Source organism: Sphingobium yanoikuyae (assembly GCF_013001025.1).
GTDB classification, from domain to species: domain Bacteria; phylum Pseudomonadota; class Alphaproteobacteria; order Sphingomonadales; family Sphingomonadaceae; genus Sphingobium; species Sphingobium yanoikuyae_A.
Genome location: NZ_CP053021.1, coordinates 2,764,699 through 2,780,669, shown reverse-complemented (window position 1 = coordinate 2,780,669; position 15,971 = coordinate 2,764,699). Strand labels below are relative to the sequence as shown.

Annotated in this window: 10 protein-coding genes; 5 read left to right on the top strand and 5 right to left on the bottom strand. The window is 64.2% G+C overall.

What is annotated here, in order from left to right:
- Positions 1 to 119 precede the first annotated feature (119 nt).
- The 3 genes from gatB (at position 120) to HH800_RS13520 (ending at position 3,127) form a co-directional block, all read left to right on the top strand.
- The gene (gene gatB / locus HH800_RS13530) at positions 120 to 1,625 is read left to right on the top strand and encodes an Asp-tRNA(Asn)/Glu-tRNA(Gln) amidotransferase subunit GatB (RefSeq protein ID WP_169861400.1); all 1,506 of its coding nucleotides are present in this window, start codon (positions 120 to 122) and stop codon (positions 1,623 to 1,625) included.
- 111 nt (positions 1,626 to 1,736) lie between these two features.
- On the top strand, positions 1,737 to 2,363 hold the full coding sequence (locus HH800_RS13525) for a hypothetical protein (RefSeq protein ID WP_169861399.1): 627 nt from the start codon (positions 1,737 to 1,739) through the stop codon (positions 2,361 to 2,363).
- Positions 2,360 to 3,127: a hypothetical protein gene (locus tag HH800_RS13520; protein WP_169861398.1), complete on the top strand. Its 768-nt coding sequence runs from the start codon at positions 2,360 to 2,362 to the stop codon at positions 3,125 to 3,127. The genes HH800_RS13525 and HH800_RS13520 overlap by 4 nt, the downstream gene beginning before the upstream one ends.
- Before the next feature lie 269 nt (positions 3,128 to 3,396).
- Here HH800_RS13520 and HH800_RS13515 read toward each other — a convergent pair whose 3' ends face one another.
- From HH800_RS13515 to HH800_RS13500, 4 genes are all read right to left on the bottom strand, one after another.
- Positions 3,397 to 6,612: an autotransporter domain-containing protein gene (locus HH800_RS13515; RefSeq protein WP_169861397.1), complete on the bottom strand. Its 3,216-nt coding sequence runs from the start codon at positions 6,610 to 6,612 to the stop codon at positions 3,397 to 3,399.
- 102 nt (positions 6,613 to 6,714) lie between these two features.
- The gene (locus HH800_RS13510; protein ID WP_169861396.1) at positions 6,715 to 9,159 is read right to left on the bottom strand and encodes a TonB-dependent receptor domain-containing protein; all 2,445 of its coding nucleotides are present in this window, start codon (positions 9,157 to 9,159) and stop codon (positions 6,715 to 6,717) included.
- The gene (locus HH800_RS13505) at positions 9,143 to 10,075 is read right to left on the bottom strand and encodes a FecR family protein (RefSeq protein ID WP_169863329.1); all 933 of its coding nucleotides are present in this window, start codon (positions 10,073 to 10,075) and stop codon (positions 9,143 to 9,145) included. The genes HH800_RS13510 and HH800_RS13505 overlap by 17 nt, the downstream gene beginning before the upstream one ends.
- Before the next feature lie 55 nt (positions 10,076 to 10,130).
- Positions 10,131 to 10,643 carry an RNA polymerase sigma factor gene (locus HH800_RS13500; protein WP_029547652.1) on the bottom strand — a complete coding sequence of 171 codons (513 nt, stop codon included), beginning with the start codon at positions 10,641 to 10,643 and terminating at the stop codon, positions 10,131 to 10,133.
- Positions 10,644 to 10,801: 158 nt separating this feature from the next.
- Here HH800_RS13500 and HH800_RS13495 point away from each other — a divergent pair, with 158 nt between their 5' ends.
- Positions 10,802 to 12,007, top strand: coding sequence for a serine hydrolase domain-containing protein (locus HH800_RS13495; protein ID WP_169861395.1), 1,206 nt, complete (start codon positions 10,802 to 10,804; stop codon positions 12,005 to 12,007).
- Between the two features lie 308 nt (positions 12,008 to 12,315).
- On the opposite strand, the gene HH800_RS13490 is transcribed toward HH800_RS13495, so the two are convergent.
- Entirely contained in the window at positions 12,316 to 13,347 is a 1,032-nt protein-coding gene (locus HH800_RS13490; protein ID WP_020818605.1) for an IS110 family transposase, read from the bottom strand.
- Between the two features lie 137 nt (positions 13,348 to 13,484).
- Here HH800_RS13490 and HH800_RS13485 point away from each other — a divergent pair, with 137 nt between their 5' ends.
- On the top strand, positions 13,485 to 15,950 hold the full coding sequence (locus HH800_RS13485) for a glycogen/starch/alpha-glucan phosphorylase (RefSeq protein ID WP_169861394.1): 2,466 nt from the start codon (positions 13,485 to 13,487) through the stop codon (positions 15,948 to 15,950).
- The last annotated feature ends 21 nt before the right edge of the window (positions 15,951 to 15,971 follow it).

Sequence of the window (15,971 nt, the reverse complement as noted above, 5' to 3'; positions counted from 1 at the left end):
AAGATCGTCATTGCTACCGCGGAAGCGACATCGGATCGCCCCAAGACCAGTCTGTGGGGCAAGGGTCGCCGAAGCAGAGGTCGGATCGCTCCGACAGAAATTGATGGGCAAGAAGCGAAATGACTGAATCAACCTATCGCATCCAGGGCGCAACCGGCGAGTGGGAGGTCGTGATCGGCCTGGAAGTCCATGCGCAGGTGACGTCGAACGCGAAGCTCTTTTCCGGCGCCGCGACGGCGTTCGGCGCGGAGCCCAATACGCAGGTCAGCCTGATCGATGCGGCCATGCCCGGCATGCTGCCCGTGCCGAACCGCGAGTGCATCCGCCAGGCGGTGCGCACCGGCATGGCGATCGACGCGCAGATCAACAAATGGTCGCGCTTCGACCGCAAGAATTATTTCTATGCGGATCTGCCGCAGGGCTATCAGATCAGCCAGCTCTATCACCCGATCGTGGGCGAAGGGCAGATCGAGATCGTCCTCGACGAGAAGAACCCCGAAGCCAGCACCAAGGTGATCGGCGTCGAGCGCATCCATGTCGAGCAGGACGCCGGCAAGCTGATGCACGACCAGCACCCGACCAGCTCCTATGTCGACCTCAACCGGTCGGGCGTGGCGCTGATGGAAATCGTGTCGAAGCCGGACATGCGTTCGCCTGCTGAAGCAGGAGCTTATCTCTCGAAGCTGCGAACCATTCTTCGCTATGTCGGGTCGTGCGACGGCAATATGGACCAGGGGTCGATGCGCGCCGACGTCAACGTTTCCGTGCGTCGTCCGGGCGAAGAGTTCGGTACCCGCACCGAGACGAAGAATGTGAACTCGGTCCGCTTTGTCATGGCCGTGGTCGAGCATGAGGCGAACCGTCAGGTCGACGTGCTGGAAGCCGGTGGCAAGATCGTGCAGGAAACGCGCCTCTATGATCCGGACCGCAACGAAACCCGTTCGATGCGGTCGAAGGAAGATGCGCACGACTATCGCTACTTCCCCGATCCCGACCTGTTGCCGCTGGAACTGGACGACGCCTTCCTGGAGGAATGCCGCCAGTCGCTGCCGGAACTGCCGGACGCGAAGCTGCGCCGTTATGCACAGGATCTGGGCCTGTCCGCTTATAATGCCGCGACCCTGACCGCCGACGCCGACACCGCCCGCTGGTTCGAGGCGCTGCTGGCGGAAGGCGCGCGCATCCAGAAGAAGAGCGAGGGCGAGGTCGCCAAGGCATCGGCCAACTGGCTGCTGTCGGAACTGTATGGCGCCCTCAACCGCATTGGCAAGAGCCTTGAAGAAAGCTCGGTAAGCCCCGAGGAAGGCGCCGAATTGCTGGCACTGGTGGCCGATGGCACGATCAGCGGCACGATCGCCAAGCAGGTGTTCGAGATCATGCTGGAAACAGGCGACAAGCCCGGCAAGATCGTCGAGGAAAAGGGCCTGAAGCAGACCAGCGACACTGGCGCGATCGAGGCGGCGGTGGCCGATGTCCTCGCCAAGAATGGCGACAAGGTCGAGCAGTATCGCGGCGGCAAGGAAGCCTTGTTCGGCTTCTTCGTCGGCCAGACGATGAAGGCGATGCAGGGCAAGGCCAATCCCCAGGTCGTTAACGAACTGGTCAAGAAGGCGCTCGCCGGCTGACAGGAAAACAGAAAGGGCGGTGGCTTGAAGGCCATCGCCCTTTTCTTTTGGGGGACCGCCTTGGGGAAGGCGGGCTGGCGGGCAATGCCATTGGCATGATGGGGGGAAGGGATGACATTGAGGGGAAGGGCGGCCTCGGCCGTCATGCTGGCATGGTGCCTGATAGCCATGCCGGTGCGGGCGCAGGATGGGATTGAAGCGCCAAGGCTGGCAGGCACAGTGCTGGAAGACAGCGCATCGCCCTTTGGTCCGGTGGACCTTAGCGACAAGGATATTCGGCTGATCATCCTGCCGGCGGTCAAGGGGCCATTCAACGCTTCGGATGCCGCCGATTTCGAGAAATATTATTATTTCCGGCGCGATAACACCGATGTGCGCACGGCCTTTGCCGATATCAGCGAATGTGACGGCTATGCCCGTGGCCTGCGGTCGAACCTGCCGAACAATTATTCCTATTATTATGGGGTTGGCGGGCTTGTTGGTGGTGCGATCGGTAGCCTGATGAGCGAGGCCATCATCGGTTCGGCCCTGAAGCGCGAAGCACGGCGCCAGACGATGCGCACCTGCATGGCTTTCAAGGGCTATGACCGGCACGGCGTGTCGAAGAAGGTCTGGCAATATTTCAATTTCGAGGAAGGGCTGACCGCCGTGCCCGACGGCGAACGGCGACGGCGCCTATTGCAGCAGGCCGCTGTGGCGGCGCGAACGCCCGCCATCGGGGAGGTGCTGGCGCCATGAAGCCGATGCTGTCCATGCTGGCGCTGCTTGCAGTGTTGCCGTCCCTCGCGACGGCAAAGGATCAGGTCTATGCGACCAGCAAATCGGTCGATAACCAGCTGGCCCTGACGCAGGATCCGGCCAAGGCCTATATCCTGCTGCGCTCCGACGATCCCAGCAGCCTGATGCTGATGCGGATCGCCGATGCGGCCGATCAGGCCCGATACGATGCCGCGCGCGCAGAAGCGCTGGCCGAGGAGCATGAGAAATATCTGGGGCGCCTCAAGGCCTATGAACGCGACAATAAGGGCGGCACGATCGAGCGGCCGGTCGAACCCGCCGAAGCCAATTTCGTCTATCCCAGTTTCGGCGAGGCCGCGACGGTCACGCTGGGCGGTGGCGGCCGCTTCGCCAAGGGCAGCAATGGCTATTCAGTCTATCTGCAGGAGATCACGCCCGGCAGCTATCGCATCTATGGCATGGGGCCGATCATGCAGGGGCTGGGCGCCTGCTATTGCATGGGCAGCGTCCGGTTCGAGGCGAAGGCGGGCGAGGTGACGGACCTGGGCACGCTGACCGGCGTCAATGCCCTGACCCCGGTGACTGCGGAGGTCGCGACCGATCCACGCCTCGCGCAATGGACGATCCGCCCAGCCCGCTATCGCGCGGTGGGCAAGCTGCCGAATTTCCATGGCGTCCCGGTCACGCGGATCATGCCGATCGCCGGCGTCCTCGCCTATGATCGCGACCGGATTATCGATCTGGCGGCGACGCCCGCCGAATAGGCGCCAAACTGTCTAGAGCATGATCCGTTCATACTGGATCGGATCATGCTCTGTTTATCTTTTGTTTTCCGCATTTTTCGAGCCAGCAGATGAGGCCATCTGCTTCGAAAATGCTCTACCCCATGAAAAAGGGGCGTCGCTCGGGTGAAACCCATGCGACGCCCCTCTTTTTTGCCTTGGCGTCCCTTGGGGAGGAACATCATGCCGTGGCGCAACTGGCGGACCGGGAGGGTCTGTGGGGTGTGGCCCGCCAATTCCTTATTCAGACGTCACAGGACGAAGTTAACCGTCGCCCGGAATGAGATTGCGACGTGATTTTGTTGTTCTTCCGCACCGAATTCGCCGCCGACGCGGAACGTGTCGGTGCCGCCATAGAGGCGGGCCCGGCCGGTCCAGCCGCTGGTACGCTTGTCGGCGACCAGGACGAAGTCATCGCCATCCTTGAAATGGGCGACCGTGTCGCCGAGCGACCCGCCGATCAGCTGGCGGCGACCGCCTTCCAGTTCGAACCGTGCCCAGCCATCCTCACGATTGAGGCTGCCGAAATCATAGCCGGCAGCGATCGTGCCGTTGGCGGTCATTTCGTCGCTGGTGCGGCCGTCGACGGTCAGGTTGAACGCGTCGCCACCGCCGCTTTCGCTGTAGCCGCCTTCCTTCAGGCGATAATAGTCGATGCCCACGCCCGGACGCAGGCTGAAGCGGTTGAACTGGAGCTGATAGGAAGCCCCGGCCGTGGCCGAATAGAGCTTGCCCGACCAGTCGCCGGTCGCCTTGCGCACGACATCGTCCAGGGTGAAGTTGCGGGTGCCGTCAAAGTCGATATGCGCCGCCGACACGCGCGCGAAGGCCTGGAGCGGCCCCCAGCTGCCGCGCCAGTGCGCCGCCAGCTCGAACTGGTCGGAATCCGCCGAGCTGTTGGAGCTGTCGCTGGTGTCCCGGCCATGGATATAGGCGAAGGAGCCACCGAAGGCGCCAAGATCAGTCAGATATTCGACGCCGCCGCCCGCGCCCCAGCCATTAATGTCGTAGGAGGCGGTGTCGCCGATGCTCTTGGAGCTGCCGAACGCCACCTGTTGCAGCCAGAAGCCGAGCTTGCCGTCCTTGGTGCGGTAGATGCCGTTGGGATCGGACAGGATGCGCGCGGTCGCCCGCGAGCCGGCGGTGACGGCTTCGAAGGTGCTGCCGGAATGTTCGGGCAGCATCTGGCGCAGCGCACCGTTCAGCGTCTGGCCGTCGGTCACGTCCAGATAGGCCGACGCCATCGAGCTGTCATTGTCGAGCGCGTTGAAGATCGCCGAATAGGCCCTTGAAAGCGAGCCGGTCAGGCCCAGTTCCGACGTCGTCTTTGCGGCGATCGACAGGGTCACGTCACCGGTCGTCGTGTCGCTGCTGACGCTGCCCTTGAACATATAGGGCAGCAGGGTCGCGCTATCGAGCGCCGGGGTGCCCGACAGCGACGCGGCGCGGACGATGACATAGTCGCCTTCCGATCCGCCGACCTGGGTCAGCGCCACCTTCACCTTGGAACCGCTGGCGAAGCTGGCGGCGCCGGCGACGTCATAGACGGTGTTGGTGCCATCGGCGCCGTTGATGGTGACGCCCAGCGCCGAGCCGGAGGAGGCGCTGAGCGAGGCGAGCGCGACCGAACCGGTGTTGCTGGCCGCCAGCGTGCCGCCGTTCAGCACCAGCGCCATGTTGCCGCTGTTGCTGATCGCGCCGGTATAGCTGGAGGTGCCGTTCAGCGTCATCGTGCCGCTGGCGCCGCCAAAGTCGAGCGCACCGGTGACGCTGGCGGTATCGGCCAGGGTCAGGGTGGCGCCGGTGCCGGCATAGCTGAGATCGCCGGTCAGGGTCGAACTGCCCGAGAGCGACAGGCTGTTATTGCCTGCGCCCAGGCTGACATCGCCGACGATCCGGCCGGCCGATACCGTCATGACGTCATCGCCCGAGCCGAGCTTGACGTCGCCGACGATGCTGGGCGCGGTCGCGGTCGAGGAGGCGAGCGCCTGGGTCAGCGTCACGCCGCTGCTGTTGGCGCTGAGGTCGATGGCGGTGTTGGTGAGGCCGCCGGTCGCCGAGATGGTGCCGGTGTTGCTGAGGCTGGAGACGGTGCCCGAGGAATCGAGGATCGCGATCGCGCGGCCCTTTTCATCATCGGCGGCAACCGCCGCGACCGTGCCGCTGACCTTGACCGAATTGACCTGTGCGCCGGCGTCGATCACCAGGCCGCGCGCGCTGGTGTTGGCGAGCGCGGCGCCCGAAGCGGCGACGGTGCCCGAAATCTCGATCGCGTCGCTGGTCGCGCCCGAACCCAGGCGCAGCGCGGTGGCGTTGCTGTCATAGGAGATAGCGGTGATCGATCCGGCGACCAGGACGCCCTTGGCAATGTCGACATCGCCGCCCAGGCCGCCGATCACCATCGCATTGGCATCGACGCCGTCATAGATGCCATAGCCCGCGATCGCGCCGCGCACGACCACGCCATAGCCCGAACTGTCGCCCTGGACAACGCCGATGCTGGTGTCGGCGCTGGCCGAGCCGATCTGCACCGCAGCCGCCGAGCCATAGTTGATGACCGTGGCAGTGGTTTCGGTGCTGTCGAGCAGGCCGTCATCATCGATGTCGGTGTCATCTTCGTCGTCATCATCGCTGGCGGTCGGCGCGACGTCGAACACGATGCCGCCGCTGACATTGCCGGCGATGACGAGGGCGGGGCCGCCCTGCAGCAGGTCGTCGGCGTCGAGCTTGGTCACGTCGCTCGGGCGGGTGGTGGAACGATAGCCGGTGCTGACGATCGTGCCCTGGATCTTCACTGCGCCATCGACATCGCCGAGCAGGGCGACGGCGGTGCTGTTCGCGCCCTTGGTGCTGATCGAACCGCGGATCGTGGCGTTGCCGTCGATATCGTTGGCGACCACGCCATAGCTGTTGTCGCCGGTCACGCCGATCGTGCCATAGGTCGACAGATTGCCGATCAGCGTCGAGTTGACGCGGATGCCGGCGCTGTTGTTGCCTTCGATCGAGATCGTGCCAGTGGTGTCGATATTGCCGGTGTGAGCCGCGCCGGATTCGACCAGGATGCCATTGCGGTTCGTCCCTTTGGCGAACGTGCCGTCAATGTCGCCGTCACTGTCCGTGTCGGTCGCGGTATAATCTTCCGTCAGCGTGATCGTGCCGCTGTTGGTGATGTTGCCGGTGGTGCCGGCCTTGACCAGAATGCCGGTCGCATTGTCGGCATCGTTGATGGTCAGCGAACCGGCGTTGCTGACATTGTTGTTGCTGTCCATCGTGATCGCGGTGCCGCTGGTCAGCGTGATGCTGCCAGCCGAGCTGACCGTGATCGCATCGGCCGCGCCGGAGGCGACGGTGGAGGTCTTGACGGCGGTGGTGGTGGATGAACCGATCGTGGTTTCCGCCGCGGCGTTGGTTGCGGTCAGCGCAACCAGAACCGGGGCGATGGCCGTGCAGGCCAGCAAATGTCGCATGATATCTCCTCTGAATGCCGCGCCGTTTGATGGGCACGTACATGCGGGAGGGACGCCGCCGCCGGGCTGGTTCCGTCAGGAAAAATGCCGTCTGGCGTGATTTTAGAAGGCGAAATCCAGGCCGATGCGCACGGTGCGGGGACGCAGCGGCGTATAATAGTCGGTGCTCAGGTCGAACGGGGTGCCGAGCGAGAAACGATTGCCGTCGCTGTCGAACAGGTTGGTGAGCGAAAGCGAGAGTTCGATCGGGCCGCGCGTGACGGCCGCGGACAGGGCCGTATCGACATAATCGCCCTGTTCGCGGCCCAATATCGGCCCGACGCCCAGGCGTGACTTGCCGACATAGCGGGCCGAGGCCGACAGGTGCAGGCGCATGTCGTCGCCCAATGGCGCGCGATAGTCGGCAGCGACGCGGCCGCCCAGATTGGCGACGTTGGGCAGGGTCAGCGAGCGCCCTTCATAGGAAAGCGCGCGCACGAACTGGGCCGGTTGGGTCAGGCGGCTGTCATTGTAGATGATCGAGCCATCCAGCGTCAGCGGCGGGATCGGGCGGACCACGATCCGGCCTTCGACCGTATAGATGCGTCCGTCGCCGATATTGGCGGTGGTCGGCAGGCCGATGCGGTCGGTGACGTCGGCCTGGATGTCGCGCCAGTCGGTATAGGCGACATTGCCGCTGAGCGCGACCGTGTCGCGGCCGGGCACGCCCTTGCGGAAGCCCAGTTCCATGGTCGAGATGCGATCATTGCGGAAGCTGCGCGCGCGCTGATCGTCGACCGCGAGGCCACCGGGACGGAAGCCCTGTTCGAACCGGGCATAGAGGGTAAGCCCCTTCACCGCATCGCTGAGCAGCGAGAAGGAGGGGAGGAAGATGGTTTCGGAACGATCGGCCTGCGCCTCGACACGGGCCAGGTCGGCGACGGCCGAAAGCATCGCCACCGGATCGATCGCCTCGCCGCTGAGGCGGCTGTTGGTGAGGCGTCCGCCGACGGTGGCGACCAGCCCCTGGAGCGGCTCGAACGAGGCTTCGCCGAACAGGGTCGCTTCCTTGATCCGATTGCGCACGCCGGTGGCTGTGGCAGGACGTCCGCGACCATAGACCGGGACGCCCGGCAAAATCTCGATCGCCGGTGCGCTCAGCGGGCCATAGCCGGTCAGCGACCGCTGGATGGTCGAGGTGCTTTCCAGATAGGAGACGCCCAGCAGCCAGCCCAGGCCATTGTCGAGGTCGCGCACCAGCCGGTTCTCGGTCGAGAAAAGTTCGACCTTGTTGCGCTGGCGGAACAGGGCCGGCGCGCCGCCCGGCTGGGTCGCGTCATAGCTTTCGGCCAGGACATTGCGGACATAGCCGGTCGAGGAGACGAGGCGCAGATCGTCCCACTGATGCTCGATGCGCGCATTGGCCAGGATATAGTCGGAATGATAGGGCTGGGCGACGCTGGAGGCGCGTTCCAGTCGGCCGACGTCATGGCTGGCATATTGGGCGTCGTCACCCTCGATATGCTGGTAGGCGGTGCTGAGATCGATGGTCCAGTCGTCCGCCGGTGCGATCCGCAGCGTGGCGCGGCCGCCATAGGTGCGGGTGCGATTGACGTCATCCTTGTCGCGCAGGACATCGTCGATATAGCCGCCTTCCTGCACGCCATAGCCGACGACGCGCAGCGCCACCTTCTCGGCCACGATCGGCAGGTTGAGGATGGCCGACAGGTCACCGCCCGGATCGCCATGCTGGGTTGCCGACACGCCGGTCGAGATCTGGCCGCCGAACTGCGCGAGATTGGGGGCGTTGGGGATGATGCGGATGATGCCGCCGAGCGAGCCGGCGCCATAGAGCGTGCCCTGTGGCCCTTCCAACACCTCGACCCCGCCGACGTCATAGAGGCGCAGGTCGGGATCGGGTGCGGCATAGTTGAGGCGCATGTCGCCCAGATATTGGCCGGTCGTCGCCTGGGTCGGCCCGGCAACGCCGGAATCGGCGATGGCGCGGATGAACAGCTTGTTGCGGCCGGCGCCGGCATGGGTGGAACTCAGACTTGCGACGCGCGAGAGCAGCGCGGCCGTGCCCTGTGCCGCGTCGGCGGTCTCAAACAAGCCGCCGGTCACGGTTTCGACCATGCCGGCATAGCGGGGCAGGGGAATGTCGCGCTTGGACGCAGTGACGATGATGTCGGCTGGCGTTTCCTGAACGACCGGCGCGAGTTGCACCGCTGCGGCTGGCGTCGGCGATGGCGGCGGAGTGCTTTTGCGGGCACGCACGATGCGCCAGGTGCTGGCGTCGATCTGTTTGGCCTTGGCGCCGCTGCCGCGCAGCAGCTGGGAAAGGGCGCCTGCGGTCGACATCCGGCCCCGGATCGCAGGGGTGGCGATGCCGGCCAGCGACTGGTCCGACATGCCGATGCTGGCGCCGGTTTGATGGCCGAGCGCCACCACCGCCTCGCCCAGGCGTCCCGGAGCGAGGTCGATCGACTGTCTGTCCGCCGCTCGCGCAGGCGATGCGGCCGCTATGGCGAAGGCGGTGACGAAAAGGACGTCAGTTTTGCGACCCATCCCCTTCCTTCAGCAGCCATCCATTCCCCTGTCGGATGGCGGACAGCCCCATCAGGGGCGCGGCAGCGGCGAAGAAGCGGGACGGGTCCCGTTCCAGCCGGATCGTGCCGGTAAAGCGCATGGCCTGCGCGCCGGGCGTCGCGGCCAGCGTCACGCCCAGCGAGCGGGCGATATCCTGGGTCACGTCGCCGACCGGCGCATTGGCATAGATAAGCTGGCCCTGGCGCCAGCTGGCGACGGCCTGGGGCGCGACGTCCATCACGCGCAGCCCTTCGGCGCTATCGCTGAGCGCGCGGCCGGCGGGCAGCGAAATGGCTTCGGCCTGCGGATTGTAGATGACCTTGCCTTCGGACACGCCAATGCGAGTGGCGCCGCCGCTATGGACGATGTTGAAGACGGTGCCGGCATCCTCGAACACGGCGTCGCCCACGCTCACGCGGAACGGTTCGGCAGCGTCATGGCGCACGGTGAAGGCCGCTTCGCCGGCGTCGAGCGCGGCAAAGCGCGCATTCTTGCGGTCGAGGCGCAGGGTGGTGCCGCCGTTCAGTTCGATCCTGGTGCCGTCGTCGAGCGCGATGCTGCGGGTTTCGCCGGGACGGGTGGTGATGCTGTAGATGTCGCTGCGGTTGAGCAGGCCGACCGAGACGGCGGCGACCAGCGCGGCGGCGACCGCGCCGCCGCCGATCCAGCGCAGCGGGCGGCGCTGACGTTCGCCGGCATCATTGGCGGCAACAGGCATGACGACGGGGGGGGCAGCCGGAACCATGTCCGCCAGATCCGCGTCGGCCGCCATCAGCGTATCATAGGCGGTCGCGCGGGCGGGATCGCCCTCCAGCCAGATGGTGAAGGCGTCCCAGTCGTCAAATTCGGGATCGCGCGTGCGGATCACCCACCCGAGCGCCTCCTCGTTCATCATGGCCTGTGCCCTGTTCATTTCTTGCCCCTTGAAGAGCCAGACGCCGCCGATCCGCTCATTCCGTATCCAGACTTTGCTTGAGCGCGAGCATCGCCCGATAGGCTTTTTGCAGATCCTTCTCGACCGTGGTCAGGCTGACCCCCAATTCCTCCGCGATCAGCCGCTGGCCGACCCCTTCTATGCGGAACCGGCGGAACACCAGTTCGACGCGGGGGCCAAGATCGGCCAATATGCCGCGCGCCTGTTCCAGCCGCTGATTGAGGATCATGCGTTCGTCGACCGCCAGATCGTCATTTGGATCGGCCATCACGCCGCCGGCGCCTTCGGCCCAGTCCTGCTCGCGTCGTTCGCGCCGGGTGGCGGAGCGATAGCGGTCGAGCATCAGGTTGTTGGCCATGCGATAGAGATAGGGCAGGGGATCGGCGACCGGCCCCAGATCCTTGGCCTCCAGCTTCATCCACATGTCCTGCAGCAGATCTTCCGCATCCTCGCCCGCACCGCGCGCGCGCAGGAAGCGCAGCAGGGCAGCGCGATTCTGGAAGAAGATAGCAGAAAGGCCCGTGGCCATGCCTGTGGTGCGTCCGGTATTGGCGATCAGGCGGGTTGCCATAGAGGCAGGGGTGGGGTCTTGGCAATGGCAAGGCGTGGATCGACCGGTCATGGCCTGAAATCATTTACCTAGTGCGCGGCTTGCTCTAGCCCGTTTCGGATATGGCAGGAGCGGACATGGCGACAGCGAAGGTGGCGGATGCAGCAGCGGCGCGGGCGGCGGGGATGGACCCCGACCGGCTGGACGCGCTGGTCGATCATCTGGACCGGACCTATGTGCAGAGCGGCAAATTGCCGCATATGCAGATGCTGGTCTCGCGCGACGAAGTGCCGTTGCTGTCGGTCAGCCGGGGGCAGGCGCGGGCGACCGGCGAGCCGTTGCAGGCCGAAGCGCTGTTCCGCATCGCGTCGATGACCAAGCCGATCACCAGCGTTGCCTTCATGCGGCTGGTCGAACAGGGCAAGGTGGCGCTGGACGATCCGGTGACCGACGTGCTGCCCGAATTTGCCGACCTTCGCGTCGGCGCGGACGGGCGCGGGCGGATCAAGCGGCCGATGCAGATGATCGACCTGCTGCGCCACACGTCGGGCCTGACCTATGGGCTGCAGAAGCAGACGCCGATCGACGCGCGCTATCGCGAACTGGGGCTGGACGAGTTCCAGCAGAAGCGGTCGTCGGACGAGTTCATCGCCGCGCTGGCCGGTATTCCGCTGGAATTTTCGCCGGGCGAGCGCTGGAATTACGGCGTGTCGACCGATGTGCTGGGCGTGATCGTCGAGCGACTGTCGGGGCAGGATCTGGAGCGCCATTTTCGCGAACATATCTTTGCGCCGCTCGGCATGACGGACACATTCTTCACCATCCCGGTGGATCGGATCGATCGTCTGACCGACGCCTGGCGACTGGAGGATGATCGGCTGAAGCTCAAGGATCGCGGCGCGCGCAGCAGTTGGCGGCGCAAGCTGCGTTTCCGATCCGGTGGGGGTGGGCTGATTTCCTCCACGGCCGACTATCATCGCTTTGCCCGGATGCTGCTGCGCGGTGGCGAACTGGATGGGGCGCGGCTGTTGCAGCCCGAAACGGTGGCGCAGATGCGGATCAATCACCTGCCCGGCGGCGGCGACCTTGCCAGCATGTCGCAGGCGATGTTCAGCGAAGCCGATTATGCCGGTGTCGGTTTCGGCCTGGGCTTCGCGATGACGCTGGCGAACCAGCAATTTTATTGGGGCGGGGTGTTTTCGACCTATTTCTTCATCGATCCGGTCGAGCGGCTGATCGGCCTGTTCATGACCCAGCATCTGCCGTCCAGCACCTATCCGGTTCGGGCGGAATTGCGGGCCGGGATCGGGGCGGCCATCGTCACGCGACGCGGTCAGGGCTGAGACAGGCCAAGCCCGCAGAAAGAGGCGGGAATAGTCTATGCTGCGCTGCAAAAAAACGTATGGCCCGCCCCGTTTGCAAGTAGGATTTTACGGTGTTCTGATCAGTCTGCGTCAACGTATGCGGTCTCACGGGAGCATCCCGTGGCCAAGATGGACATCCGCACGTCTGGAGCCACAATAAGGGAACCGGCAACAGGTGCCATTTTTTTGCCCGGGCTTTCCAGACGCCGATCGACTGTCAGGCCATCTTCACGATCCTTCCTGCAAACATCGTTGGGCTACGCGCGCAGAAGCACGCAGCCGATCCGTTATGCCGCTGCTGGATAGCCGCGTTCGAAGCTCACTTCTTTGCGAAGGGCTGCCCAAGCGATCCGCGCCAGTTTATTAGCCAATGCGACGACGATTGCGTTGCGATGAACTCCTCGCTCGATCATTCCTGTCAACCAACGTCCCAGCGGGGTTTCGCTGCGCGCCAGTGACGGTAATGCTGCCCGGGCGCCATGGATGAGCAAAGTGCGCAAATAGGTGTTGCCACGCTTGGAGATGCCGAGCAGCCGGGGCTTGCCGCCGGTAGTATGTTGCCTGGGTACCAAGCCGAGCCAAGCACCCAAGTCTCGCGCTTTGGCAAAGCTGCTGGCATCGCCCACGGCTGCAATCAAAGCGGTTGCGTTCAACGTGCCGATGCCGGGGATGGACGTGAGCCGCCGGGCAGCTGCATCATTGCGAGCCAGTTCGACAAACTCGCCGTTCAGTGCCTCGACCTTGGTATCAAGTTCGTGCCATTCGGCGCGCAGTTCACCCACCAGTTGCTTCAAGCGTGGTGATAGGGCCGTATCTTCGGCGGCCAGCATGGCATCAATGCCCAACTCCAGCTTGCGCCGGCCGGCCGGAAAAATGGTCCCCCGCTCCAGGAGGATCGCCCGCAGTTGGTTGATAAGGTTTGTGCGCTCGGCTACCAGGCGGGACCTGACGCGGTGGAGGGTCTGGATGTCCAACTGCTCCTGAGTCTTGAGTTCGACGAAGCGCATAGTCGGGCGCGAGGCGGCCTCGGCAATCCCCTCCGCATCACGATCATCATTCTTCTGCGCTTTGACATACGGGCGTACGTACTCCGGCGACATCAATCTGATTTCGTGCCCCTGCGCGGCGAAAAGGCGACCAAGGTTGTGGGCACCACAGCACGCCTCCATTGCAATCACGCAAGCCGGAAGCTTGGTCACGTAATCGATAAGTGTCTGTCGGCGCATCGACTTACGCACGATGACAGCGCCTGCTGCATCAACGCCTACGACACTGCAGGCATTCTTGCCCAAATCAACGCCAAGGATAACAATAGACATCGGTCCGCTCCTTTCCTTTTCAAGCACCGGCATCATACCTGATGCCGGGGAAAAGGGGCGGGCCATCCCATAATGGATTGGCATGGCGAAGCGCGCTGTGCCATCATCCCGGTGACTCATAGAGGGAGATCCCGGCCATGAATCTCAAGGGCGAGACGCAGCTTCCCAAGCCGGCACCCCGGCAGGTTGATCCGCAGATTCTGGCCCATGAGATTGTCGAGCGATTGACCTATCGCATCGGCAAGGATGCCAAGGCAGCCAAGCCGCATGACTGGCTGCATGCCGTCATCCTCTCGATCCGCGACCGGGTGATCGACGCCTGGATCGAGTCCACCCACAAGACCTATGAGGAACAGGGGCGCCGGGTCTATTATCTGAGCCTGGAATTCCTGATCGGCCGGCTGATGCGCGATGCCGCGTCCAACATGGAAATGCTGGACGATTTGCAGGCCGCGCTCGACTCGCTGGGCGTCGATCTGGACCTGATCGCTGCGCTGGAGCCGGATGCTGCGCTGGGCAATGGCGGCCTGGGGCGCCTCGCCGCCTGCTTCATGGAGAGCATGGCGACGGTCGACATCCCCGCCTATGGCTATGGCATCCGTTATGTGAACGGCATGTTCCGGCAGGAGATAAGCGACGGCTGGCAGGTGGAACTGCCGGAAAACTGGTTGGCGCACGGCAATCCCTGGGAGTTCGAGCGGCGCGAGGCGAGTTACGAGGTGGGCTTTGGCGGGCGCGTCGATCCGGCCGAGTGCGAGAATTGCGGCCCCTATCAGATGAGCTGGCGTCCCGCCGAACGGGTGATCGCCACCCCCTATGACACGCCGATCGCCGGCTGGCGCGGCAAGCGGGTCAATACGCTGCGCCTGTGGGAGGCGCAGCCGATCGACCCGATCCTGCTCGACAAGTTCAATGCCGGCGACCATCTGGGCGCGCTGTCCGAAAGCAACCGGGCCGAGGCGCTGACTCGCGTCCTCTATCCTGCCGATAGTTCACCGGCGGGCCAGGAATTGCGGCTGCGGCAGGAATATTTCTTCTCCTCCGCCTCGCTGCAGGACATTGTCCGGCGGCATATCCAATATTTCGGCGATGTCCGCACCCTGCCGGACAAGGCGGCGATCCAGCTGAACGATACCCATCCGGCGGTGTCGGTGGCGGAACTGATGCGCATCCTGGTCGATGAGCATGGGCTGGATTTCGACGAGGGTTGGGACATTGTTCGCCGCACCTTCGGCTATACCAACCATACCTTGTTGCCCGAGGCGCTGGAAAGCTGGCCGGTGCCCTTGTTCGAGCGGCTGCTGCCCCGGCACATGCAGATCGTCTATGCCATCAACAGCCGGTTGCTGGGCGAGGCGCGCAAGTCCGGCCAGTTCGACGATCATGCGATCGGCACCATCTCGCTGATCGATGAGGGCGGCGAGCGGCGGGTGCGGATGGGCAATCTGGCCTTTGCCGGATCGCACAGCGTCAATGGCGTGTCGGCGCTGCACACCGACCTGATGAAGGTCACGGTCTTTGCTGACCTGCACAAGCTTTATCCCGCGCGGATCAACAACAAGACCAATGGCGTGACTTTCCGCCGCTGGCTGATGCAGTGCAACCATGGCCTGTTCGACCTGATCCGCGAGGCGATCGGCGACCGCTTCATGGACGATGCCGAGGCGCTGCGCGAGCTTGACAATTTCGCCGACGACACGGCTTTCCAGGAGCGGTTCCTGGCGGTGAAGCGCTTCAACAAGGTCGCGCTGGCCGACCTGCTGCGCAAGCGGATCAACGCCCGGATCGACGCCGACGCGCTGTTCGACATCCAGATCAAGCGCATCCACGAATATAAGCGGCAGTTGCTCAACATCATCGAGGCGGTGGCGCTTTATGACCAGATCCGCTCGCATCCCGAAAAAGCCTGGGTGCCGCGGGTCAAGCTGTTCGGCGGCAAGGCGGCGCCCAGCTATCATAATGCCAAGCTGATCATAAAGCTGGCGGGCGACGTGGCCCGCGCGATCAATCATGATCCGTCGGTGCAGGGGCTGCTGAAGGTGCAGTTCGTGCCCAATTACAATGTCTCCATGGCCGAGATGATGATCCCGGCGGCGGACCTGAGCGAACAGATTTCGACCGCCGGTATGGAGGCGTCGGGCACCGGAAACATGAAGTTCGCGGTCAATGGCGCGCTGACCATCGGCACGCTGGACGGCGCCAATGTCGAGATGCGCGATCATGTTGGCGAGGATAATATCGTGATCTTCGGCCTGACCGCGGCCGAGGTGAACCAGCGCCGGGCCGAAGGCTATAATCCGCGCGCGGTGATCGAACAGAGCCGGGAACTGGGGCAGGCGCTCAATGCCATTGCCAGCGGCGTCTTCTCGCCCGACGACCCCAATCGCTACAAGGATCTGATCCAGGGTATCTACGACCATGACTGGTTCATGGTGGCGGCCGATTTCGACAGCTATGCCGCCGCCCAGCGCCGGGTCGACGGCATCTGGCAGGATCAGGCATTGTGGGCGAAGAAGGCGATCCACAATGTCGCGCGCATGGGCTGGTTCTCGTCCGACCGGACGATCCGCGAATATGCCGCCGACATCTGGAAGATGGGATGATAAGAATGGCCGCTATCGGCG

What these genes read in the sequence shown, in the direction of transcription:
- HH800_RS13520 (WP_169861398.1), top strand. Translation starts at nt 2,360, where the DNA reads ATGAAGCCGATGCTGTCCATGCTGGCGCTGCTTGCAGTGTTGCCGTCC.
- HH800_RS13485 (WP_169861394.1), top strand. Translation starts at nt 13,485, where the DNA reads ATGAATCTCAAGGGCGAGACGCAGCTTCCCAAGCCGGCACCCCGGCAG.
- HH800_RS13500 (WP_029547652.1), bottom strand. Translation starts at nt 10,643, where the DNA reads ATGGCCACGGGCCTTTCTGCTATCTTCTTCCAGAATCGCGCTGCCCTG.
- HH800_RS13495 (WP_169861395.1), top strand. Translation starts at nt 10,802, where the DNA reads ATGGCGACAGCGAAGGTGGCGGATGCAGCAGCGGCGCGGGCGGCGGGG.
- gatB (WP_169861400.1), top strand. Translation starts at nt 120, where the DNA reads ATGACTGAATCAACCTATCGCATCCAGGGCGCAACCGGCGAGTGGGAG.
- HH800_RS13510 (WP_169861396.1), bottom strand. Translation starts at nt 9,159, where the DNA reads ATGGGTCGCAAAACTGACGTCCTTTTCGTCACCGCCTTCGCCATAGCG.
- HH800_RS13490 (WP_020818605.1), bottom strand. Translation starts at nt 13,347, where the DNA reads ATGTCTATTGTTATCCTTGGCGTTGATTTGGGCAAGAATGCCTGCAGT.
- HH800_RS13505 (WP_169863329.1), bottom strand. Translation starts at nt 10,075, where the DNA reads ATGATGAACGAGGAGGCGCTCGGGTGGGTGATCCGCACGCGCGATCCC.
- HH800_RS13515 (WP_169861397.1), bottom strand. Translation starts at nt 6,612, where the DNA reads ATGCGACATTTGCTGGCCTGCACGGCCATCGCCCCGGTTCTGGTTGCG.
- HH800_RS13525 (WP_169861399.1), top strand. Translation starts at nt 1,737, where the DNA reads ATGACATTGAGGGGAAGGGCGGCCTCGGCCGTCATGCTGGCATGGTGC.